The organism is Deinococcus psychrotolerans (assembly GCF_003860465.1).
Taxonomy (GTDB): Bacteria; Deinococcota; Deinococci; order Deinococcales; family Deinococcaceae; genus Deinococcus; species Deinococcus psychrotolerans.
In genome coordinates, this window is record NZ_CP034183.1 from 2,737,747 (window position 1) to 2,757,910 (window position 20,164).

Consider the following 20,164-nt stretch of genomic DNA (forward strand, 5'->3'; position numbering starts at 1 on the left):
CCAGCGGCCCGCCTCCTTTGCTCAAGCGTGAAAGTGAAGTCGGTTAGCCTTCCATCGAGGCCAGTCCGCCACGCTGTTCTCCGCCCGGGCCCTCGCCTTTGCGGGGCAGCCGCAGGTTGGGCATCGGCAGGGTGGTCAAGAAGGCCAGCAGCGCCACGAAAATCGCGATCAGGTAGATGCGGCTGACGGTGTTGGCAAAGCCCACCTTGAAAGCCCGGCTGGACAGGTTGTAGGTCGTCTTGGCGTCGGCCAGGGTGCTGGCCTGAATGGTATCGAGCTGCGCCTTGATTCGCGCCAGCGCCTGCGCCTTACCTTGCTCAGTTTGGAGGGCCGCCGGGGGAATCTGGGCCAAGCCGGTTCTGAGGCCCTCGGGCAGCAGTTGATTCTGGGTAATGGCGCTCAGGTTGCCGCTCTGCACGGCGGTCTGCACGCTGCCGAAGGTCTTGGCAAAGCCGTCGTTGATCTTGGCGTTGATAGAGTCCAGCGTCGGGGCGCTGCCGCCTCCCTGAGACGCGCTGGCTTTGGAGGCGCTCGCGGCGGCGGTTTCGAGTTGCGCGGCAATCGCCGGTTTCTGGTTCGTCGCTGCGACGCGGAGTTGAGCCGGGAGCTGGGTTGCTAAGGTGCTGGTCAGTACCGCGCCGAAAACGGCAGTGCCGATGGTGCTGCCCATCTGCTGAAAGAACTGGCCGCTGGAGGTCGCCACGCCGATTTCCCAGCGCTGCACCGAACTCTGAATCGCCAAGTTGTACAGCGGCAAAGCCGGCCCGATGCCCAGTCCCAGCACCACCATGAACACGATGACGGTCCAGTAAGGCGTGTCGGCGGTGAGGGTGGAGAGCAGGTAAAAGCCGCCGACCATCAGGGCCAGGCCCACCAAGATCAGCGGCTTGTAGATGCCGAGCCGGGCGGCGATCTGGCCGCTGACGATGGAGCCGAAGATCAGGCCCATGGTCAGCGGAATGGTGGCGGTGCCGGCTTTGGTCGCGCTCACGCCCTGCACGTTGACGAGGTAGAGACTCAGAAACAAGATCGCGCCGAGGAAAGCCGCGCCCAGAAAGAAGCGGGCGGTGACGCCCCAAGCAAACGTCGGGTTCTTGAACAGCGAGAGCGGTAGAATTGGGCTTTCATGGCGCGACTCGACGAACAAGAACAAGATCAGTGAAACGACCGAAGCAGCGAACAGCGCCAACACGGTGGAATTGGTCCAGCCGTAATTGGCTTCCGCGCCGAAGGTCAGCGCCAGCAGCAGCGGCACTGAGAAAGTTAGCACCAAGAGTGCGCCCACGTAATCGATTTTGGGTTTAAGACCACTGGCCAGAATCGGCATTTTGCTGGTAATAAAGGCAATGGCAATCAGACCGACGGGCAAGTTGACGTAAAAGACCCAGCGCCAGGAGATGTTGTCGGTCAGGAAGCCGCCGAGGAGGGGGCCAATCACGCTGGAGATACCGAATACGGCTCCAAACAGGCCCTGATACTTGGCACGCTCGGCGGGCGCGAAAATGTCGGCGATAATGGAAAAGGCCACTGAGGTCAGTGCCGCCGCTCCGAAGCCTTGCAGCCCCCGGAAGACGATCAGCTGCATCATGCCGCCGCCAAAGAGGTTGCCGAACCAGGGCTCACCGGCCATGCCGCACAGCGCCGAGCCGATCAAAAAGACCACGATACCGAACAAGAGAACCGGTTTGCGTCCGTAGATGTCCGAGAGTTTGCCGTAGATCGGCACCATTGCGGTGCTGGCCAGCAGATAAGCCGTCGTGACCCACGAGTAGAGGTTGAGGCCGTTGAGATCGGCGATGATGCGCGGCAGTGAAGTCGAGACGATGGTCTGGTCGAGCGCTGCCAAAAACAGCCCCAGCAAAGTGCCGATCAAAATCAGGATTTTGGTGCTCTGCGGCAGCACTTCGGCGTAATTGATGCGATCTTCTAAGCGGGTCGTTTGGGTAGGTGGAGCGGGCTGGGTCATCGGTTCTCCTGAAGGGCGGGGCGCGAGAGGGCTTGGAGGGTTTGGGCTTCTTGAATGAGGGCGGTGATGGCCTGCTCGGCGCGAATCAAAACAACCGAATCGACTTGTCCGAAAACTTCGCTGTAAGTGCCCATTAAGCTGCGTTCTTTCATGCTCAGAAATTGCTGGCCTTTGCTGCTCAGCGCCAGCAACTTTTCACGCCGGTTGTCGGGATTCTCACTGCGTTCCATCAAGCCGCGCCGCACCAATTCCTGAATCAGTTGGCTGGTGGCGGGCAAGCTCACACGGAGGTGTTCGGCCAGTGCGGTAACGCTCAGCGGCATGAACGCCCGAACTTTGTAAAGGGCCGTCATCTGGGTGAGGCTGACATCTTCTTCTTGCAGCTCGCCTTGCAAATGTCCCATCAAGCGGTCGGCGACGAGGCGGTGAAGCCTCTGCATACAGCGCAGCAGCCGTTCGGTCGGGTCGTCCGAGTCGGCGTCGGCGGCGCAGCGTGGCGGGTCGAGATTGGTGGTCATGGTGTAGCCGTCACACTAAAAACATTCACGCTTAAGATCATGAAACTATTAGGCGAGAGAAAAAGTCACCTATCTTACATGATGCGGCTAGCCGAAAGGTATAAGCCTATAAGCATTTTGGCTTATGTGTTCCGGCATTATCTGAACCAAAGCCAGCACTTACATCGAGTGGGCTGAGCCGCCAGCAGTTTGAGGCGTCGGCGCTGATTTGTTCAAGGCTCACCACCGGGTCAATGCTCACCCAGCGGGCCGCTAGAATGCCGGTATGGGCCTTCTTTCGTTTCTGACCACCAATCCTACTGCTTTTGTCATTATCGCTTTGGCGCTGACGTTATCGCTCACGGCTCACGAATTTGCCCACGCTTACACGGCTGATCGCTTGGGTGACCCGACACCCCGGCGGATGGGCCGCGTCACGCTCAATCCGCTGGCGCACCTCGATCCGTTCGGCGTCATTTTGCTGCTGGTGGCGGGCTTCGGCTTTGCCCGTCCGGTGCCGGTGAATTTCAACAACCTGGGACGCTGGGGCATGGTGGCGGTAGCGGCGGCGGGGCCGATCAGCAACATCCTGATCGCTCTGTTGTGCGTTGTGCTGCTCAAGGTCTTGCCTGAAACCAATCTGGGCGACACCATTTTGGGCATCGTGGCCAGCATCAACGTCGTGCTGGCGGTCTTTAACTTGATTCCCATTCCGCTGCTCGACGGCTCGCGCATTTTGGCGGGCATTTTTCCCAATACGTTGGGCCGCAGCTTGATGGAGTTCGAGAGGCTGCCCTACGCTTTCCTGATCGTGATGGGCTTTATTTTGCTGGCGCGTGGGCCGCTGAGCAACATCATCGGCACGGTGCAGGGCTGGCTGTTTGGGTTGGCAGGGGTCTAGCGTTTCAAGTTGCAGTGAAGAGGGCAGACCGCACAATGGGTCTGCCCTCTTTCTCTTTGTTCAGCGCAGTGTAAACATCATCGCCACATGCGCTCCGGTGCCGCCCAGCACGAACAGGTGCCAGATTTCATGAAAGCCGAAGACACCGGGGCGCGGGTTCCAGCGCTTGGTGCCGTAGATGACCGCGCCGACGCTGTAGAGCACTCCGCCCGCCGCCAACCAAAATAGAGCCGCGCCGCTGAGGTTGCGGGCGAGCTGCGGCAAAAAAACCAAGGCCGTCCAGCCCATGACAATGTACAGCAGGGTGCTGATCCACCTCGGCAGGCGCATGGTCAGCAGTTTGAGCAAAATGCCTGCCAGCGCTATGCCCCAGATGATCCACAGCACCAAGCTCTGCCAGATGCCGCTCAGGCCAAAGTAAGCCACCGGGGTATAACTTCCGGCGATCAGCAAAAAAATGGCGCTGTGATCGAGTTTTCTGAGGCGCAGCAGGGCGCGTTCACCGACCCGGAATGAGTGATAAGACGCCGAGGCCGTGTACAAAAACACCATGCTCAGGCCGTACACCACAAACGGCCAGAGGCTGAGCTGGTGGGCGGCGGCGTATCCCAGCATGCCCGCCAGCGCCACGAGGGCCAAGGCCGCGCCTGCCCAGTGCGTCAAGCTGTTCCACGGTTCGCGCAGCGAGGAGTAGAGGGCGGCGAAAGCTGTTTTCATACCGTGAGTCTACTCTTTTTTGGCATCAATTGACAAATTGTCAGTAGTGGGTTCAGTGGCCCGACTCAAGTGACAAAGTTCTCAAATACCGTCCCTGAGCGGCTCGGGCGCTTTGCGTCCTCATCCGAAAAGCAGATTAAGCTTTTATGATGCCATAGCGATGAAACTCACTCTTCTGTCAACCACCCTTCTGGCCGTGTGCTTGGCGGGAGATTTTGCTTCGGCGCTCAGTTCTTCAGCGGCCAGTTATACCGTTCAGCCGGGCGACACCCTCTATCAACTTTCCCGCCGTGCAGGCGTCGATGCAGCGACTCTGCTCAAGCTCAACGGCCTGAGCAGCTCCACGCTCAAAGTCGGTCAGCAGTTGCGGCTCCCTGCTGGCGGCGCGGCGCAGAAAAAAGCGCAGCCGCTCCAAGGAGCCATCAAACCCAGCGCTATTCCGGCCCGGCCTGCCCTGCCGCCGGGTTTGCCCAAAGTGCAGGTCTCTGGCCCTGTCGGCGGCCCCCTCATCTGGAAAAATGAACCGGCGGCCACCGTTGCCAGTTTCGTCGGCTGGTCGCCGGTCATCAATGTTGCTTCGTTTGGGGACGCCTTGCCGCTCAGAACTTACCTGAGAGGGCTGGCCTTTGACTTCCAGACCTACAACAACTGCGGCCCCAGCGCTCTCTCAGCGGTGCTGGGCTTTTATAAAGTGCGGCTCAGTCAAGCCGTCGTTCAGCAGACCACTCGGCAGGGCGGCGAATACATGCAGGTCAGCGCGATTGCCCCGGAACTCGCCAAATTCGGCCTGAGAACCCGCACCATTCGCGGCGGCAGCCTCCGGCAAGTCAAGAAACTGCTGGCGCTGGGCATTCCGGTGATCGTGTTGCAGTGGTATGACCGCCCCGGTCACATCAATCACTTCCGGGTGGTGCGCGGCTACGACGATCAAGCCGGAGTGATGTGGGTCAGTGACAGCATGGTGGGGCCGGTATCGTATCTCAGCTACCGCGACTTCGACGCCCTCTGGAACACCCAGGGCCGCCAGATGTTCCCGGTGTATCCGGCGGGCTACGAAGCGCAGGTCAAGACCTTTTTGTGAAGCTAAAGAAGGCGGGGCCGAGTATCAATCACGCTCGGCCCCGCCTTCTTTCAGATGTAATTACTGGCTGTAATTAGGCGCTTCTTGCGTGATGGTGACGCCGTGCGGGTGGCTCTCGATCAAGCTAGCCGAGCTGATCCGCACGAACTGGGCGTCCCGGCGTAGACTCTCCAGATCGGGCGCGCCGCAGTAGCCCATGCTGCTTCTCAGGCCCCCGACAAACTGGTAAACCACCTCGCCCGCCGTGCCCCGGTAGGCCACGATCCCCTCGATGCCTTCGGGGACGAACTTCTTGCTGCCTTTTTCTTGAAAGTACCGATCCGAACTGCCCTGATCCATCGCGCCCAGCGATCCCATGCCCCGGTAGCTCTTGTAGCGCCTGCCGTCGCGCAGAACCACCTCGCCGGGTGCTTCGTCGGTTCCGGCGAGCATACTGCCCATCATCACCGCGCTGGCCCCGGCGGCAATGGCTTTGGCCGCGTCGCCGGTCTGCTTGATGCCGCCGTCGGCTATCACCGGAATGCCTGCTTCGCGGGCCGCCTCGGCAGCTTCAAAAATGGCGGTGATCTGCGGTACGCCCACGCCCGTGACGATGCGGGTGGTGCAGATTGACCCTGGCCCGATTCCAGCCTTCACCGCGTCCGCTCCGGCGTTGATCAAGGCTTTGGTGCCTTCTTTGGTGGCAATATTGCCCGCGATTACGTCCACGTCAAAGCGGGTTTTGATTTGCTCTAAGGCGCTGAGAATGCCTTGTGAGTGGCCGTGGGCGCTGTCGAGCACCAGCACGTCGGCTCCGGCCTGCACCAGCGCAGCGGCCCGGTCCATCAGGTCGGCGCTGACCCCGATGGCGGCGGCGACCCGCAGGCGGCCCAAATCATCTTTGGCTGCCACAGGATACTTGACGGTCTTCTCAATGTCCTTGATGGTAATCAGGCCGCGCAGATACTCGCCCTCAGTGACCAGCAACTTCTCGATGCGGTTGCGCTTGAACAGCTCGCGGGCTTCCTCGAGGTCGGTGCCCACCGCCACCGTCACCAGATTCTCGCGGGTCATGACGTTGCCGATTTCCTGATCGAGATTGTCGATAAAGCGCATGTCGCGGTTGGTGATGATGCCCAGCAGCTTGCCTTCGGCGTCGGTGATCGGCACGCCGCTGATCTTGTATTCGCCCATCATCCGGTCGGCCTCGCGGACACTCGCAGTGGGCGGTAAAGTGATCGGGTCGACGATCATGCCGCTTTCGCTGCGCTTGACTTTACGAACCATCTCGGCCTGCGCGTCAATCGGCATATTTTTGTGAATCACGCCGATCCCGCCCTCGCGCGCCATCGCTATGGCCATTGCCGTTTCGGTGACGGTATCCATCGCCGCCGACAAAAAGGGAATGTTGAGGCGAATGCGGCGGGTGAGCTGGGTCTGCACACTCACGTCGCGGGGCAGCACCAGCGAATGCCGGGGCAGCAGCAGAACGTCGTCGAAGGTGATGCCCTCGCGGCCAAACTTGTAATTGAAGCGGTCTTCCATCGAAAAAGCTTACACCCTCGGGGTAAATCTCAGCCTGTATGGAAGGGGCCGCCCTGAAGCTTGGAGCGGTAAGCAGCAAAAGTGGCCTGCTCCACCGCTGGAAGAAGGCCGCCTCCGCCAGAGTTCAGCGTTAGTTCAGCGCTGAGACTGAATGGGTGCTCCGGGCCAGTTGGAGGGAACGGCGGCGACTGCGCCAGCTTCGGACTTCGGGGCCTGCTTCTGGAGGGTGCGGCTCCGCATCCCCGCGATGTTTTTCATATTGAACAGGTGAATCGCGCCGAGCACTAAGAGCACCACCCCGAGCTGCCAGCTGAGCTGCTTGACCAACTCGCCCACCGTTGCGGGGACACTTCCGGTGTTCAGGAACAGCGCGATAAAGCCGAAGTTGAGCAGGTAAAACCCCACCCGCAGAAGCTGGTTGACGCTATCGGCCATCTGAGTGTTGCCTGAAAAAGCGTCCAGCAAGAAGATGCGCCCATTGCCGAAGAGCGTGCGCCCCACCCAGACGGTGACGGCCAGACTGATGCTCAGGTACGCGATATAGCTGCTGATTTCTAACATGGTGAACTCCTTAGGGCTTTGGTTTTCGAGTGGGTGTCTAGGATTCGGAAAGCGGTTGGGAAGTGGAGGGACGGTCTTTCAAACTGATCTGCGCTTCGTCCAGCATCTGATTGACCTGGCGGAGGATGGGCGTGATCAGCGGCTGAAGAAGTGGATTACGAACGACGCCCAGCAGCTGCGTGGTCAGGGCCAGGCTCTGGTCAACCAAGCGGAAGGTGCGGCGCTGTCCCTCGCTGCTGTCGTAGAGAAGGTACAGGAGCAGGCCCATCTGCAAGGCCCACAGCGCCAGCGGCAGCAGTCCGGCGACCTCACGCGGCAGGCGTTCGCCCCGCAGCGCCAGCGCGATGGTGGCGACCGATTGCCGCTGCAACTCGCGCGTCTCGTCGCCCAGCACGCTCAGCGGGTGCTTGGGGTCGCCGTTGTAGCGGAAGATGGCTCCCAGCATCCGGCGGTCGCCCTGCACGTCTGTGAGCTTGCTGTAAAAGACCATTTTCAGCCGCTCTTGCAAAGTGCTGAGCCCCGGCAGATGCTCGGTGACGTGGGCGTGGTGACGGCTCTGAGTGGACTCGTAGTACGCCGAGATGATCGCTTCCTTGCTGGGAAAGTGGTAGTAGGCCGTTCCCAGGGCCATGCCCGCTTCCCGGCTGATGTCGCGCATGGTGGTTTCATCAAAGCCGCGCTCCCGAAACAGGGTCATCGCGGTCTCAAAAACCTTGCGCCGTGTGCGCTCGGCCTTGGTTTCTTCGGATAGAGGAAGGAGCTGGGCTTGATCTTTGAACATGTTCAAATTATAGTCATGAAAATTCCCGGAGGGATTCGGGGCCAAGAGGCCACACAGGCTGAGTGAATGGAAGAAAACTGAGGAGCGGATGGACGGGCTATTTGCAATATATCCTCCCAGTGCAGGCGTGCAACCAGCCCTGTCCCACCTTCGCGCGGCGGAATCTAGAGTGGAATCACTGCTTTTGAACATGTTCAAATAGTAATCTGATACTGCACTATTGTCAACTCCTATTGGCTGAAACTTGCTGGGTGCTATCGGAAAATCTCGCTTTTCATGATTCTAAGCGGCGCGGCAACCCCTCAATATCCACTGACGGCTCATACGGTCTAGAGCCTGAGCGGACATCCCGCTCTTGCGCCCTTGCCAGGGCCGTGCTAGGCTCTTTTTCGCCTTGAGCAACACTGGGCAGCCGTGGGGCCATAGCTCAGCTGGGAGAGCGCGTCGTTCGCAATGACGAGGTCAGCAGTTCGATCCTGCTTGGCTCCACCACCAAGAGTAACTTAAGCTCACGCCCCGAAGGGGGAGCAAACCAAGCATAAGCCCATGCTGGGTGCTCACCAAAATAAGCGCCGACTCTCTCTCAGACAGTCGGCGCTTGTTTTGAATTTAGAGAGGGTCTGTTGCTGTTGTCTGCTTACCGCGTCTTCGTCACCTTGCTCAGCAGCGGCGGTGCGTCGGGATTGAGGCCTTTGTGCAGCGCCAGATGTCCGGCGAAGAGGTAAAAAGCCAGCGCACTCGCCACCGGATCGGTCAGGGCGTGGCCGGTTTGCGGCGTGCTGAGATCGCTGCCCGCAGACGGCCCAATGGTTCGCAGATCGGCTCCGCTGGCCACCAAGCTGGCGTAGGCCTCCAAAGTGGCGCTCTGAGCCGCGTCGGCGGAGGAAAAGCCGAGCAGCGGCAGCCCCTCGGCCAAGAGTCTCTTGGGGCCGTGGCTGAATTCGGCGGCGCTGTAGGCCTCGGCGTGAATGCCGCAGGTTTCTTTGAGCTTGAGCGCCGCTTCTTGCGCCACCCCAAAATGCAGGCCGCGTGCCAGCACCAGCAAATTGTCGGCAAAACGGTAGCGCTCGGCGAGGTCGCTGGCTTCTGCTTCGAGGTTCAGGGTTTGGGTCAGCGCTTCGGGCAAGCGGGACAGGGTATTCTTGAGGCTCTGGTCGGGGTGCAATTCGGCGATGACTGGCAAAAAAGCGGTCAGGCTGGCGAGGTAACTCTTGGTGGCGGCCACTGCTTTTTCTTCGCCGCAGCAAAGTGGCAACACAAACTCCGCTTCGTGGGCCAGTTCGCTGCTCTCTACATTGACCAGCGCCACCGTCATCGCGCCGCCTGCGCGGGCCATTTTGACATTCTCCACCACGTCTGGGCTGGCCCCCGACTGCGAAACGGCAATCAGGAGCGCCCCGCGCAAGTCCAGCTTGGTGCCGTATAAGGTGTGAACGCTCGGCCCCAGCGAGGCCACCGGCAAGGAGAGCTGCGTTTCTAAGGCGTATTTCAGCACGGTGCAGGCGTGGTCTGAACTGCCCCGCGCCACTGTCACGGCGTAGGGCGGGCGGCGCTCGCGCAGGGCGGCGGCGAGGTGCTGAACCGCCTCAGCATTTTGGCGTTGCTGGCGCTCAATGACTTGCGGCGCTTGGCGGGCTTCTTGCAGCATCAGGGGGTCGGGTGCAGTTTGGAGTGACATGACGGCTCCTTTGAGGGCGCTTGGCGTGCAGGTTGTGACGTGTGTGGAAGGAGGGGTTTAGCTTGCGGGGGCCAACGCTATCTGCTCGCCGCCTACATACACTGCTTCTACTTCAAACCGCTCATTCATGACCACCAGATCGGCCCGCAGACCCACTGCCAAGCGGCCACGGTCGGTCAGGCCGAGTGAATCGGCGGGGGCGGCGCTGAGCATCCGGCTGACCTGCGGCAAGCTCAGGCCCGTTGCCAGCGCGTTTTTGAGGGCCACATCCAGGGTCAAGACGCTGCCCGCGATGCTGCGCCCGTCTTTGAGCACCGCTTTGCCATCTTTGACGATGACTGTTTGCCCGCCGAGTTCACTTTCTCCGTCACCGAGTCCGGCGGCCCGCATGGCGTCGGTGATCAGCATGACCCGCTCGGTGGCGGCAGCATGGGCCAGCAAAAAACTGGTGGGATGCACGTGAACCCCGTCCAGAATGATTTCCAGCCAAGTCTGCGAATCGGTGATTAAAGCTCCGGCTGGCCCCGGCACGCGCCCTTCGATGCCGCCCATCGCGTTAAATAAATGGGTGGCGGCGGTTCGCCCACCTGCTGCCTGCACCGCGCTCAGAAAAGCCATGACCGTTTCGGCGTCGGCGGTGGTGTGACCCACACCTACCCGCACGCCCGCCGCCGCGAAAGCCAGTGCCGCCTCTGCCGCGCCCGGCAACTCTGGCGCAAGGGTCACAGCCCGGATGACGCCGCTCGCCAGCACCTGCGCCACCAGATCGGGGGTGGGCAGTAGGGTTTGCGGTGGCTGCGCTCCCAGCTTATTGGGGCTGATGAACGGGCCTTCGAGGTGAGCCCCCAGGAGATCAGCGCCACCGGGGATGCCGAGTTCCATCGTCTGGCGCACTGCTTCGAGCGCGGCCAGCACCTTGGGCAGCGGGTTGGTCATGGTGGTCGCCAGCAGCGAAGTAGTGCCGTGCTGAGCGTGAAAGCGGGCCAGCGTGCTGATCCCTTCCGTGCCGTCCATGGTGTCGCCGCCGCCGCCGCCGTGAACGTGGGTGTCGATAAAGCCCGCCAAGATGTAGCGCGGCTGAACCTGCTCGCTCCCTTTCAATTCAAGCGTTTCAATCTGCCGGCCAAAGGTGACGCGCCCTGCCTGGACGCCGCCGGGCTGCACCAACAAGCCGCTGAGCCGAGTCATGCGTTGGGGGCCGGACGGTGAGGGAAGGGGAGAGTTGGGCGGTTCATGGGTGACCTCCAGCAGGCAAGGCAAAGAGAGAGGAGAGAGACAGTGAGCGAGCCTTAGCCTACGACTTGAAAATTATTTTTGTCAAATCGGCAGAAGTGAAGAGAAATTTTAGATCCTGCAAGAGCTGGAGGGTTGGCGCTTTGAAGTTCCTCCTATCTGCCGACCTTAACCTGCTCGCTGATGCTGACCCGCTTTCGTCAACCCCAGTCTCAAGTGCTTCCGCCCGCTCCGACGCTTCAGAAGCGTCCTGCCTACACCGCGCCCAACGCCGAAGTGCGCTGGCAATGGCATCAGCAGTTTGGGTACAACCCCTCCTCGCTGGGAGCGCTGAGCGCCGAAATCTTTGAGCAGTCAGGAATTGCGGGCGGCTTGCCGTATCACGCCGCAGGGCGGGTTTGGATCGGTACAGGTGATCCGCTGTGTGCGCCCACAGAGCAAGCGGAGTTGCTGAGGGCATTCGTGGGGCAGGCGCGGCGATTGGGCAAGGTGGCGATTTTGCTGCCGGTCACGGCGCGGCTGGCGGCGGTGGCTGCGCCGCTGGGGTTCACGGCGGTCTGCCTTGGGGCCACGCCTTACCTGGAGTTGCAAAGCTGGTCGCCGGCGGGCAACAGCGGCAAAATGCTGCGCGACAACCTCAACGCGGCGCGGCGGCTGGGCATTCAGTTGGAGATCGCTCCCTTAGAAGGAACTGAACCGACGCCGGCTTTCCGCGCTGAGTGCGCCGCTCTGATGGGCAGTTGGCAAACCAGCCGGCGTGCCGGAACACTGCTGAGCTGGGTGTTTGAACTCGATCCGTTCGGGTGGTCGGCGGGCAAGCGTTACTTTCTGGCGCGGGACGCTGGCGGTCAAGCGGTGGTCTTCTTGTCGGCCAGTCCGCTGCCGGCGCGGGGCGGCTGGTATCTGGAAGACTTCATTCGTCACCCCAATACGCCCAGCGGCGCGGCGGCGGCCCTGGCGGCTTACGCGCTGGCTCACCTCACAGAAAGTGGCGCGTCCCTCGCCACGCTGGGAGCTGTGCCGCTGTGCTTACCGCGCCGCCCGGAACCGCAGGCCGCTTCCTCCGCCACCTTGGAAGCGCTGCTCTACGCCGCCCGCCCGCTGCTGTCGCGCTGGTATAACTTCGACGGCCTGCGCCAATTCAAAAACCAGTTCCGGCCCAGCTTCTGGGAAAATGAATATCTGCTGTTGCCCAGCAAATCAGCCCTGCCCAGCGCGGCGCTCGGCTTGCTGCGGGCCACTTTGCCGGGCGGGCTGAGAACTCTGGGATAAGCGGCCCTAGCCCCGCGTTCATAAATGACTGCTCTAGAGCTTGCCCACCGCCACATTCGTCAAGTCAAATTCCGACTTCGGGTACTGCGGATTCATATCTTCGAGCGTTTCGAGCAGCAGTTGCGAGATGACCCGGTTGCGGTACCATTTCTGGTCGGCGGGAATGACGTACCACGGCGCGTCGTCCGTACTCGTGGCGCTCAGGGCGTCCTCGTAGGCGGCGGTGTAGTCGTCCCACAGCGCCCGCTCTTTGAGGTCGCCGGGGTTAAATTTCCAGTTCTTGCTGGGATCGTCCAAACGGGCCTGTAGCCGCTGACGCTGCTCTTCGGGGCTGATGTGCAGGTACAGCTTGAGGATGCGGGTGCCCCGGCTGATGAGCAGTTCTTCAAAATGCCGGATATGCTCGAAGCGCTGCTGGGCGGTTTTATCGTCGATGAGCTTGTGAACCCGCGTCACCAACACGTCTTCGTAGTGCGAGCGGTTGAACACGGCGATCATGCCGGCGGAAGGCGTGTGCGGGTGAATGCGCCACAAAAAGTCGTGCTTGAGGTCTTCTTCGTTGGGTACCTTGAAACTGGTGACGATGATGCCCTGCGGATTGACCGGCTCAAACACATGCTTGACGGTGCCGTCTTTGCCGCCTGCGTCCCGCGCTTGCAGCACCACCAAGAGGCTTTGCTGGCTCTCGGCATACAAGCGGTCTTGCAGGCCGGTGAGCTGTGCGCCGATGTCGGCTGTTTCCTGCTCGATTTTGCCCCGGTCCAGTTTCTTGGTTTCGTCGGTCGGCAAGTCGCTGAGCTTGAGTTTTTTGCCGTCTACCCGGTAGCGTGAAATATCCATGCCAGATGCTAGGCCAAGAACGCGGTGCATGGCACCAAGCCGCAAGAAAAAGCGAAGGCGCTCCCCTGCCTTCTGACTGACGCTACTCCCTGACCGACCAACCGAGTTGGCGCATGGCGTCGAGTTCTTCCAGCTCGCGCAGGGTGCTCAGCGTGTCGCCGCCGCGCCCATGAATGCCGCAGCCGCCGATGTTGGCACGCGGAATGCACATCACCTCCAGGCTCCGGCTGAGGCCGCCGCTGATGAGCTTGACATTTTTCAGCACGATCACTTCGCCGAGCTGCGGCAGAGCTTCCACCACCCGCAACGCTTCCTCGCCGCCCAGCAGTTCGCCTTCGATCAGCACCCCCTGAACGAGCAAGGTGACTTTGGCCCCCGTTTTGGTCATGGGAAAAGTTTAGCGGAAGATAATTTTATTCAGCTCCGCGCAGGCAGTGTTGGGCGCTTGCTGAGGGTTTTGCAGAAACTGGGTGACGATGCCGTAGCCGCACGCTGTGGTCAGGCCGGAACCGTGCGCCGCGCCGCTGATCACTACCGAATATGACCGCGTGAACTTGGCTGAAGCGGCGGGCAACCACTCGGGCGGCGTCACCGGGTCGAACTCGCCGGCCAGCAGCAAAATCGGCACATTGGAAGTGACCGCTTCGTTTTCCAACGCGGCGGGCACGGTCAGCTTCCACTTCTGGCAGATGGTGAAGAGGTCTGGGCTGGCGAGTCCAGGTGCCAGGCTCAGCGCTTTGGCAAATTCCGGCGCGGCATTGAGGCCTGCACGCAACTGGGCGGGCGAGCTGTAAGCCACCTCGTCGCGGCATACATTACTGTAAAAGGCTCCCCGCGTTAAGCTGCCGTTTTTGGCCCTGTCCTCTGCAAGTTTGACGGCCAACGATGCCTTGATGGTTCCGGCGTCGCCGTTCTTGGCTGCCACGATCAGACTGGGGATTTCGCTGAGGCCCTGCGGAAAATACATCGAACTCAGTATCAGACCTTGCAGAGCAAAGCTTTCCAACTCGCCGCCGCCTTTCATCTTGATCATCAGCGGCTTGGCGTCAAGCTGCTTGAGAGCGGCGCGGTAGGTGGCTTCAAGGTTGGGATATTTGGTGTTGCAGTCCGCGTCCAGCGCACACGCATTCAGCACCCGTTCGAAGGCGGTTTGAACCGCCAGCGGCGTCTGGGCGATCAGGTCAAGGGTCGGCGGAATCACGCTATCTAAGATGACGGCCCGCAGATGGCCCGGGGCGCGGCGCAGCAGTTCCTGGGCCAGCCGGGTTCCGTAGGACAAGCCGTAGACATTGATCTGATCGTAACCCAGTGCCCGCCGCACCCAGTCAATATCTAAAGCCGCTTGAGCGGTGTTGAAGTTTTCAAGGGCTACCCCATCAGCGCGGAGTTTCTGGCCGCAGCTCACCGCTCCGGCCAGAGACAGCGGCGAAACCTGAGCCGATTTGAGGTCATCTCGCTTACTCAGGGCGTCGAGCTGCGGGCAATTCAGCGTGGGGCGGCTGCGGCCCACGCCGCGCTGGTCGATGCCCACCACATCACGGTTTTTGAAAGCGGCACCGAGGGCAGGTACCGAATCGCTGCTCGAACCACCCGGGCCACCTTCCAGATAAAACAGTGGATCGGGAACAGCTTTGAGCGTTGTCCCACTCACGTTGGCCCGGCTCACCGCCACGAACAGCTCGATCTGTTTTCCGCGTGGCTGAGCGTGGTCGAGCGGCACCTTGACATACCCGCAGCGGTCGGCAGGCAACGCCGCGCTGCACGGCACTTCCCGGAAGGTGGGCTTACCGGGAGGCGCACCCGCACCGCCTGCCAAGGCTGAAGAGATCAGGGCCAGCGCCAAATTCGTCGTGATCAGGCGAACAATCATGCTCGGACTGTAGCAAGCGGGAAGTTGGGCAGGTGTCATGGATTCTGGAGTGCTCATTTATAGCCATTCCAAGGAGAGTTTGTTGACCATGCGTCTACGCTGAGTGGCCCCGTCTCAAGAAGCTGCCAAGTCATTACCGCTCGGCGGGCAGTTGGCAGAGTAAGGGGCAGTTCTGGCAGCGGATAAAAAATATTTAACAAACTTTTGACATCCAAAGTTCTACACTCACCAACATGACGAATCTTGCGCTGCCCAGTCGGAGTCGTGTTGTCCGCCGCCTGCTCCTGAGTGCTTTGCTCACCTTGCCGGCGGCCTCGGCCCAGACGCTGATTCTCAACGGCAAGGTGTCGAACGAAAAGACTGTGGTGGTAGGCGGCAAGGTTTACGTGCCGCTGAGCGCTCTGCCCAGCCTCGGCGTTCAGGTCAGCAGTGGCAGCGGCGTCACCAGTTTGACGGGTGGCAAAGCGGTGGCCACTGCGCCCAGCACCAGCACGCCAGCCGCCAACAACGGTTCGGGGGGCGTCAACCAGAAAGCCAGTGTGTCGGGCTGCATCAATGAATGGCTCTTCAATGGTGTGTGGCGGATGCGCGTCACCAAAGTCATGCCTATTAAGGACGAGGCTGGGTACAACTATGGAAGCGGCTGGGGTATTGCGGTGGAGATCAGAAACGGTACTGCTCAGACGATTAGGCTGGCTGATACTGGCATTGTTTATAACGGAGCCATGAATCTGGCCTTCTCGGATGGCGACAGCTGGGCCAAAGATACACGCGAGGGCTGGCAAGATAAAACCTACGCCAAGTTGCCTCAAGGTGCAGGCTTTCTCTATACCTTCCGCATGTACCCGGAAGCCAAAATGGCGGACGCCGACGTGCTGGCCAAACCGCCGCAAAAGTTCTTGTTGGAAAACCTGAAAAAGATAGACTCGGATTTGAAGAATGTCGGCTTTACTGTGCCTGACCCCAGCTTCCGAGTGGATCTGACGTGCAAGAAATGAGCACTTAAAACGGGGTGAGCGGTAGAGAGATCGCACCTGACCTGTTTCGATGACACCGCACGTAAAGCGGTTTTTTTGGAAGTTGAACTGATCGGTGGCACGGTTCTTGATGAATGAAAGACGGTTGGTCTAACAAGAAGTGCCCCCAGCCATATTCGGCTGGGGGCACTTCTGATTGTTTCGTTTACTTCCGCATATTGGGTTCGAGAATCTTCTTGCGCAGTCGGATGCTCTTGGGCGTGATTTCCACCAGTTCGTCGTCGCCGATGTACTCGAGGGCGTCTTCGAGCGTCAGCTTCTTGATGGGCGTCAGGCTGAGCGCGTCGTCCGCGCCGCTGGAGCGCACGTTGGTCAGCTTCTTGTTCTTGGTGACGTTGACGTCCATGTCTTTCTCACGGGCGTTTTCACCGACGATCATGCCGATATAGACCTCGGTGGCCGGCACGATAAAGAAGTTGCCACGGTCTTGCAGTTTCCAGATCGAGTAGGCAAAGGCGTTGCCCGCTTCCATGGCCACCAGTGAACCGTTCTGGCGGGTCTTGAGTTCACCGGCCCACGGCGCGTAGCCATCGAAGATGTGGCTCATGATGCCCTCGCCCTGCGTCATGCTCAGGAATTGGGTACGGAAGCCGAACAGAGCGCGGCTGGGAATCTTGAATTCCACGCGGGTGCGCGTTCCTTGCGGCTCCATATTGACCAGCTGACCCTTGCGGCTGGTGATCGCGCCGATGACGGTGCTGGAGTGATGCTCAGGCACGTCCACGACCAGATGCTCAATCGGCTCGGACTTCTCACCGTCGACCATCCGGGTAATCACCTGCGGCGCACCGACCTGAAGCTCATAGCCCTCGCGGCGCATGGTTTCCAGCAAAATCGAGAGGTGCAGCTCGCCGCGTCCGCTGACCACGAACTCGTCGGGGCGCAGTTCCTCGACCTTGAGCGACACGTTGGTCATGACTTCCTTTTTCAGGCGGTCATTCAGGTGGCGAGAGGTGACGTACTTGCCCTCGCGCCCAGCAAACGGGCCGTTGTTGGGCTGGAAGGTCATGCTGACGGTGGGTTCGTCCACGGTGATGATCGGCAGGGCCACGGGATCGGCCAGATCGGCCACCGTTTCACCGATCTGGGCGTCCTCCAGGCCGGAGAGCGCCACGATGTCGCCTGCGCCCACCACATCAGCCTCGATGCGGTTGAGGCCGAAGTGGGTAAACGGCTGGATGATTTTGCACTTGGTCATGGTGCCGTCTTTGTGCATCAACTGCACGTACTCACCCTTCCTGACCTGTCCGCGCTGTACCCGGCCCAGCACGATGCGGCCCAGGTACTCGGAGTAATCGAGGTTGGTGACCAGCATCTGAAACGGCTCGTTGAGCTCGACGGGTGGTGGTGGAATGTACTCCAGCACCATCTCGAACAGCTCGTGCATGTCTTCCTGGGGAGCGTCGAGGTCTTTATAGGCTTTGCCGTCACGGGCCACGGCGTACAAAATCGGGAAGTCGAGCTGATCGTCGCTCGCGCCGAGTTCGGCCATCAAGTCAAACGTCAGGTTGACGACTTCTTCGATGCGGGCGTCCTGGCGGTCGATCTTGTTGATGACCACCACGATCTTCAGGCCCAGCTCAATGGCCTTGCGGAGCACGAAGCGGGTCTGGGGCATCGGGCCTTCGGCGGCGTCGACCAGCACCAGTGCGCCGTCGACCATGCCGAGGACGCGCTCGACCTCACCGCCGAAATCGGCGTGGCCGGGGGTGTCCACGATGTTGATCTTGACGCCTTTGTACTCGACGGCGGTGTTCTTGGCCAGAATGGTGATGCCGCGCTCTTTTTCAAGGTCGTTGCTGTCCATCGCCCGCTCGGCAATTTCTTCGCCGTGCTTGAGCTTGAGTGTTTGCTTGAGCAGGCCGTCCACAAGGGTGGTCTTGCCGTGATCGACGTGCGCGATAATCGCGATATTGCGGTATTCCATGTTCCTTCTCCTTAACGGCGGCCCTCCTTCGCTCGCCGGTCTCAGAAAAGCCGGTGTAAGGAAGAAGGCCACAAAAACGCCCGCGCTCCGGCCACTTACTCGCCGGGGCGGGCACCCAACCGTGAATACTAACAGATTTTGGCGCGGCTGAGTCAGGGCAAAGTCACGGTTCGGGGGACACCGCACCGTGAGCGGGTTGCTCAACTCTTGAGCTTCACTTCATTTCTGTTTGCTGGACGTGGCCAGAACGCAGCGGCGGTATACCCTAGACCCTATGACGCTTCCAACTCCGCAGAGTTTGTTCGGCTTGCAGTTTCCCTCTGACCCGCAGCTTTCGCCGGACGGCCAGATGGCCGCTTACGTGCTGAGCCGGGTGGAAGACGAAAATCAATTAGAACAGGCGAGCGGTGCCCCAGCCAAATTGGATGATCCCAAACCCCGTTACTTTAGCCAGATCGTGCTGGCGAGCGCGGAGAGCAGCCGCACCCTGACCACTGGCAAAGGGCGCGATACGGCCCCGCGTTGGTCGCCAGAAGGTCAGAGTTTGGCCTTTTTGTCTGACCGGGACGGCAAAAATCAGCTCTATTTATTGCCGCTCGGCGGCGGCGAGGCGCGGGCGCTGACCGGCAAGGCCCAGTTTCCGCAGGGCGTTTCGGCGGCCCAGTGGAGTCCAGACGGGCGCAAGCTGGCCTTTTTGGCCCCAGAAGGTGAAGCTGACAAGCGTGACGAGCGCGGCGAGGCCCGCGTGATTACCCGGCTCAAGTACCGCGCCAATGGATCCGACTTTTTGCCGGACGTTGCGGCGGCGCTGTGGCAACTTGACGTAGAGAGCGGCAATATCACGCGCTGGCTCGCGCCTCAGCAGGCCATCAGCGAGTTCGCTTGGTGGCCCGACTCGCGGGGCGTGCTGTTTGTCAGCAGCGAGGACGAGGTGTCGGGCGCGATGTGGCAGCAAGAAGCCTACGACCTGCCGCTGGAGGGACAGCCGCGCCGCCTGACCGACTGGGCCTCGCTGATCTCGAACCTGTCGCCCCACCCCGACGGCCTGCGCTTCGCGGCCCACGCCCGCCTGCACACCGAGCGCAACGACAGCGACTCGCATGTGTATGTGTTTGAGCCGGCAGGGGAGAGCGGGTCAGAGCCTTATAGCGCCCAGCGCCTGGATCACCACGACTTTCCAGCGGGCAATATCGTGGCGGGCGATTTGCATGTGGGGGCTTTTCCTGACAAGCCGCGCTGGTTGAGCGGCGAGCGGCTGCTGTTTTTGGCGACTCAGGGCGGCGCGTCCGGGCTGTTCGAAGTGTCACTGAGTGACTCGGCTCCTCAGCCGCACACCTTTGACCCTGAGCGGGTGGTGGTCGGTTTTACGGCCAACGCGGGCGGCGCAGTCTGGATTTCGGAAAGTGCCACCGAAGTGACTCAGGTGATGCTCAACGGTGTGCAGGTCAGCCACTGCCCCGCGCCGGACTTTGCCCTCAGCATCCCGAAGCGCATTGCCTTCACAAACGAATTGGGTGAGGGTGAAGGCTGGGTGCTGATGCCTGCTGGAACGCAGAGCGCCCCGGCGCTGCTCAACATTCACGGCGGGCCGCACACCGCTTACGGTCACGGCTTCATGCACGAGTTTCAATTGATGGCTGCCCGTGGATACGCCGTGTGCTACAGCAACCCGCGCGGCTCGGTGGGCTACGGTCAGGCGTGGACTTCCGACATTTTCGGGCGCTGGGGCAGCATAGACGCCGAGGACGTGCTGAACTTCTTTGATCGCTGCCTCGCCGAGTTGCCGCTCGACAGCAGCCGCACCGCCGTGATGGGCGGCAGCTACGGCGGCTTCATGACCAACTGGCTGACCTCGCACACCCCGCGTTTTCAGGCCGCCGTCACCGACCGCTGCATTTGCAATTTGATTTCGTTCGGCGGCACCTCCGACATCGGCATGCGCTTCTGGGACGACGAGCTGGGCGGCAATTTTCACCGCAGCGCCGATACCGACAAGCTGTGGGCCATGAGTCCGCTGAAATACGTGGAGGAGGTCAAAACCCCCACCCTGATCATTCACAGTGTTCTCGATCACCGCTGCCCCATTGAGCAGGCCGAGCAGTGGTTCACGGCTCTGCGGCTTCAGGGCGTCGAAACCCGCTTCGTGCGCTTTCCCGAAGAAAACCACGAACTGAGCCGTTCCGGCCGCCCAGACCGAAGGGCTGTGCGTTTGGAAGAGTATTTGGCTTGGCTGGATCGGCATCTGGGCATGTAAAGCGGGCTGCCTTTTGCACTCGCCG

General features: G+C 60.8%; 17 protein-coding genes and 1 tRNA gene. 6 read left to right on the forward strand and 12 right to left on the reverse strand.

The genetic code is table 11. From position 1 onward, the window contains the following. Positions 1 to 43 precede the first annotated feature (43 nt). The gene (locus tag EHF33_RS13505; RefSeq protein WP_124872548.1) at positions 44 to 1,966 is read right to left on the reverse strand and encodes an MDR family MFS transporter; all 1,923 of its coding nucleotides are present in this window, start codon (positions 1,964 to 1,966) and stop codon (positions 44 to 46) included. Next, positions 1,963 to 2,484, reverse strand: a complete 522-nt coding sequence (locus EHF33_RS13510) for a MarR family winged helix-turn-helix transcriptional regulator (protein ID WP_124872550.1) — start codon at positions 2,482 to 2,484, stop codon at positions 1,963 to 1,965. Before EHF33_RS13510 ends, EHF33_RS13505 begins: the two co-directional genes overlap by 4 nt. Before the next feature lie 265 nt (positions 2,485 to 2,749). Between EHF33_RS13510 and EHF33_RS13515 the strand changes: the two genes are divergently transcribed. After that, complete coding sequence (locus EHF33_RS13515) at positions 2,750 to 3,364, forward strand: site-2 protease family protein (protein ID WP_124872552.1); 615 nt, start codon at positions 2,750 to 2,752, stop codon at positions 3,362 to 3,364. A gap of 60 nt (positions 3,365 to 3,424) precedes the next feature. Here the strand turns inward: EHF33_RS13515 and trhA are convergent, their stop codons facing one another. Further along, positions 3,425 to 4,081 (reverse strand): PAQR family membrane homeostasis protein TrhA, encoded by a 657-nt coding sequence (gene trhA, locus EHF33_RS13520; protein ID WP_124872554.1) that lies wholly within the window; start codon positions 4,079 to 4,081, stop codon positions 3,425 to 3,427. A gap of 160 nt (positions 4,082 to 4,241) precedes the next feature. Between trhA and EHF33_RS13525 the strand changes: the two genes are divergently transcribed. After that, positions 4,242 to 5,162, forward strand: a complete 921-nt coding sequence (locus EHF33_RS13525; protein WP_124872556.1) for a LysM peptidoglycan-binding domain-containing protein — start codon at positions 4,242 to 4,244, stop codon at positions 5,160 to 5,162. Between the two features lie 60 nt (positions 5,163 to 5,222). On the opposite strand, the gene guaB is transcribed toward EHF33_RS13525, so the two are convergent. The 3 genes from guaB to EHF33_RS13540 all read right to left on the reverse strand — a co-directional run bounded on the left by guaB (position 5,223) and on the right by EHF33_RS13540 (position 8,028). After that, complete coding sequence (gene guaB / locus EHF33_RS13530; RefSeq protein ID WP_124872558.1) at positions 5,223 to 6,686, reverse strand: IMP dehydrogenase; 1,464 nt, start codon at positions 6,684 to 6,686, stop codon at positions 5,223 to 5,225. 135 nt (positions 6,687 to 6,821) lie between these two features. Further along, complete coding sequence (locus tag EHF33_RS13535; RefSeq protein ID WP_206431586.1) at positions 6,822 to 7,247, reverse strand: hypothetical protein; 426 nt, start codon at positions 7,245 to 7,247, stop codon at positions 6,822 to 6,824. 37 nt (positions 7,248 to 7,284) lie between these two features. Beyond that, positions 7,285 to 8,028, reverse strand: a complete 744-nt coding sequence (locus EHF33_RS13540) for a TetR/AcrR family transcriptional regulator (RefSeq protein ID WP_164473482.1) — start codon at positions 8,026 to 8,028, stop codon at positions 7,285 to 7,287. A gap of 416 nt (positions 8,029 to 8,444) precedes the next feature. Between EHF33_RS13540 and EHF33_RS13545 the strand changes: the two genes are divergently transcribed. After that, positions 8,445 to 8,520: transfer RNA gene (locus EHF33_RS13545), tRNA-Ala, on the forward strand. 145 nt (positions 8,521 to 8,665) lie between these two features. Here the strand turns inward: EHF33_RS13545 and EHF33_RS13550 are convergent. Both EHF33_RS13550 and nagA read right to left on the reverse strand, forming a co-directional pair. After that, positions 8,666 to 9,706 (reverse strand): SIS domain-containing protein, encoded by a 1,041-nt coding sequence (locus tag EHF33_RS13550; protein WP_124872562.1) that lies wholly within the window; start codon positions 9,704 to 9,706, stop codon positions 8,666 to 8,668. Between the two features lie 57 nt (positions 9,707 to 9,763). Continuing rightward, positions 9,764 to 10,966 carry an N-acetylglucosamine-6-phosphate deacetylase gene (nagA, locus tag EHF33_RS13555; protein ID WP_420889947.1) on the reverse strand — a complete coding sequence of 401 codons (1,203 nt, stop codon included), beginning with the start codon at positions 10,964 to 10,966 and terminating at the stop codon, positions 9,764 to 9,766. 156 nt (positions 10,967 to 11,122) lie between these two features. Between nagA and EHF33_RS13560 the strand changes: the two genes are divergently transcribed. Then, positions 11,123 to 12,211 carry a phosphatidylglycerol lysyltransferase domain-containing protein gene (locus tag EHF33_RS13560; protein ID WP_124872564.1) on the forward strand — a complete coding sequence of 363 codons (1,089 nt, stop codon included), beginning with the start codon at positions 11,123 to 11,125 and terminating at the stop codon, positions 12,209 to 12,211. Positions 12,212 to 12,244: 33 nt separating this feature from the next. Here the strand turns inward: EHF33_RS13560 and EHF33_RS13565 are convergent, their stop codons facing one another. The 3 genes from EHF33_RS13565 to EHF33_RS13575 all read right to left on the reverse strand — a co-directional run bounded on the left by EHF33_RS13565 (position 12,245) and on the right by EHF33_RS13575 (position 14,921). Then, positions 12,245 to 13,051 (reverse strand): polyphosphate kinase 2 family protein, encoded by an 807-nt coding sequence (locus tag EHF33_RS13565; RefSeq protein ID WP_124872566.1) that lies wholly within the window; start codon positions 13,049 to 13,051, stop codon positions 12,245 to 12,247. A gap of 82 nt (positions 13,052 to 13,133) precedes the next feature. Then, positions 13,134 to 13,439: a hypothetical protein gene (locus EHF33_RS13570; protein WP_124872568.1), complete on the reverse strand. Its 306-nt coding sequence runs from the start codon at positions 13,437 to 13,439 to the stop codon at positions 13,134 to 13,136. 9 nt (positions 13,440 to 13,448) lie between these two features. Next, the gene (locus tag EHF33_RS13575) at positions 13,449 to 14,921 is read right to left on the reverse strand and encodes an alpha/beta fold hydrolase (protein ID WP_164473483.1); all 1,473 of its coding nucleotides are present in this window, start codon (positions 14,919 to 14,921) and stop codon (positions 13,449 to 13,451) included. 233 nt (positions 14,922 to 15,154) lie between these two features. On the opposite strand from EHF33_RS13575, the gene EHF33_RS13580 reads away from it, so the two are divergent. Then, on the forward strand, positions 15,155 to 15,919 hold the full coding sequence (locus tag EHF33_RS13580; RefSeq protein ID WP_124872572.1) for a hypothetical protein: 765 nt from the start codon (positions 15,155 to 15,157) through the stop codon (positions 15,917 to 15,919). A gap of 184 nt (positions 15,920 to 16,103) precedes the next feature. Here EHF33_RS13580 and typA read toward each other — a convergent pair whose 3' ends face one another. Beyond that, positions 16,104 to 17,885 carry a translational GTPase TypA gene (typA, locus tag EHF33_RS13585; protein ID WP_124872574.1) on the reverse strand — a complete coding sequence of 594 codons (1,782 nt, stop codon included), beginning with the start codon at positions 17,883 to 17,885 and terminating at the stop codon, positions 16,104 to 16,106. 274 nt (positions 17,886 to 18,159) lie between these two features. On the opposite strand from typA, the gene EHF33_RS13590 reads away from it, so the two are divergent. Beyond that, on the forward strand, positions 18,160 to 20,139 hold the full coding sequence (locus EHF33_RS13590; RefSeq protein ID WP_124872576.1) for a S9 family peptidase: 1,980 nt from the start codon (positions 18,160 to 18,162) through the stop codon (positions 20,137 to 20,139). Positions 20,140 to 20,164: the final 25 nt, after the last annotated feature.

Coding starts and splice junctions, on each gene's coding strand:
- EHF33_RS13505 (WP_124872548.1), bottom strand. CDS start 1,966: ATGACCCAGCCCGCTCCACCTACCCAAACGACCCGCTTAGAAGATCGC.
- EHF33_RS13510 (WP_124872550.1), bottom strand. CDS start 2,484: ATGACCACCAATCTCGACCCGCCACGCTGCGCCGCCGACGCCGACTCG.
- EHF33_RS13515 (WP_124872552.1), top strand. CDS start 2,750: ATGGGCCTTCTTTCGTTTCTGACCACCAATCCTACTGCTTTTGTCATT.
- trhA (WP_124872554.1), bottom strand. CDS start 4,081: ATGAAAACAGCTTTCGCCGCCCTCTACTCCTCGCTGCGCGAACCGTGG.
- EHF33_RS13525 (WP_124872556.1), top strand. CDS start 4,242: ATGAAACTCACTCTTCTGTCAACCACCCTTCTGGCCGTGTGCTTGGCG.
- guaB (WP_124872558.1), bottom strand. CDS start 6,686: ATGGAAGACCGCTTCAATTACAAGTTTGGCCGCGAGGGCATCACCTTC.
- EHF33_RS13535 (WP_206431586.1), bottom strand. CDS start 7,247: ATGTTAGAAATCAGCAGCTATATCGCGTACCTGAGCATCAGTCTGGCC.
- EHF33_RS13540 (WP_164473482.1), bottom strand. CDS start 8,028: ATGTTCAAAGATCAAGCCCAGCTCCTTCCTCTATCCGAAGAAACCAAG.
- EHF33_RS13550 (WP_124872562.1), bottom strand. CDS start 9,706: ATGTCACTCCAAACTGCACCCGACCCCCTGATGCTGCAAGAAGCCCGC.
- EHF33_RS13560 (WP_124872564.1), top strand. CDS start 11,123: ATGCTGACCCGCTTTCGTCAACCCCAGTCTCAAGTGCTTCCGCCCGCT.
- EHF33_RS13565 (WP_124872566.1), bottom strand. CDS start 13,051: ATGGATATTTCACGCTACCGGGTAGACGGCAAAAAACTCAAGCTCAGC.
- EHF33_RS13570 (WP_124872568.1), bottom strand. CDS start 13,439: ATGACCAAAACGGGGGCCAAAGTCACCTTGCTCGTTCAGGGGGTGCTG.
- EHF33_RS13575 (WP_164473483.1), bottom strand. CDS start 14,921: ATGATTGTTCGCCTGATCACGACGAATTTGGCGCTGGCCCTGATCTCT.
- EHF33_RS13580 (WP_124872572.1), top strand. CDS start 15,155: ATGACGAATCTTGCGCTGCCCAGTCGGAGTCGTGTTGTCCGCCGCCTG.
- typA (WP_124872574.1), bottom strand. CDS start 17,885: ATGGAATACCGCAATATCGCGATTATCGCGCACGTCGATCACGGCAAG.
- EHF33_RS13590 (WP_124872576.1), top strand. CDS start 18,160: ATGACGCTTCCAACTCCGCAGAGTTTGTTCGGCTTGCAGTTTCCCTCT.